Annotated in this window: 2 protein-coding genes; both read right to left on the bottom strand. The window is 64.2% G+C overall.

Annotated features, from left to right (window positions below):
* Positions 1-405 (bottom strand): hydroxymethylglutaryl-CoA lyase-like TIM-barrel protein (locus tag V8Z78_RS26990; protein ID WP_502878885.1); only part of this gene is annotated, 405 nt, incomplete at its 3' end.
* Between the two features lie 14 nt (positions 406-419).
* Positions 420-1,011: acetaldehyde dehydrogenase (acetylating) (locus V8Z78_RS26995; RefSeq protein WP_349732507.1), on the bottom strand; the 592-nt coding region annotated here is incomplete at its 5' end.

A 1,011-nucleotide genomic window follows, 5' to 3' on the forward strand; every position in this document is an offset into this window, starting at 1 on the left:
CACGGCTTCCATGCCCAGCTGGCGCGCGTACTCGATATGCTGGCGGGACACGTCGGCCTCGGTGCAGTGGGTCGCCACCCGCACCACGCGCACACCGGCGTCGTAGGCGGCCTTGAGGTCGTGGACGGTGCCAATGCCCGGCAGCAGCAAGGTGGTGATCTTGGCGTGCTTGACCACGCTGGCCACGGCCTCAATCCATTCCAGATCGGTATGTGCGCCAAAGCCGTAGTTGAAGCTGGAGCCTTGCAGGCCATCGCCGTGAGCGACCTCGATCGAGTCGACCCGGGCCTCATCCAGGGCCCGGGCAATCTGCCTGGCCTGCTGCACGCTGTACTGGTGACGAATGGCGTGGCTGCCGTCGCGCAGGGTCACGTCGGAGATGTAGATTTTTTTGTTCGGATTCATGGTGTGTCGTCTCCTCAGGCAGCAACGGCGTGATTCGCCAGCATGCGTTCGGCCATGTGTTCCGCAGTGCGCAGACCGGCGCTGGTCATGATGTCCAGGTTGCCTGCATAGGCGGGAAGGTAGTGGGCCGCCCCCTCAACCTCTAGAAAGATCGAGGTCTTCAGGCCCGTGAGGGCATTGCCCACGCCGGGGATGCGGATCGGTGCATCGATACGGTCGAACTGCACCTGCTGCTTCAGGCGGTAGCCCGGCACATAGGACTGCACGGCAGCGGCCATCTGCTCTACCGATGCGGCAATGGCGGCCTCGTCGGCCAGCGCGCTCAGGGTGTAGACCGTGTCGCGCATGATCAGGGGCGGCTCGGCCGGGTTCATGATGATGATGGCCTTGCCCTTGGTGGCGCCGCCTACGACCTCGATCGCTTTGGAGGTGGTCTCGGTGAACTCGTCGATGTTGGCACGGGTGCCGGGGCCGGCACTCTTGCTGGCAATCGAGGCAATGATTTCGCCGTAGTGCACCTTGGCCACACGAGAGACTGCGGCCACCATGGGGATGGTGGCCTGACCGCCGCAGGTGACCATGTTCACATTCGGCGCGTCCAGATGC

Origin of the sequence: Comamonas sp. wu1-DMT (assembly GCF_040187805.1) — a bacterium.
Taxonomy (GTDB): Bacteria; Pseudomonadota; Gammaproteobacteria; order Burkholderiales; family Burkholderiaceae_C; genus Comamonas; species Comamonas thiooxydans.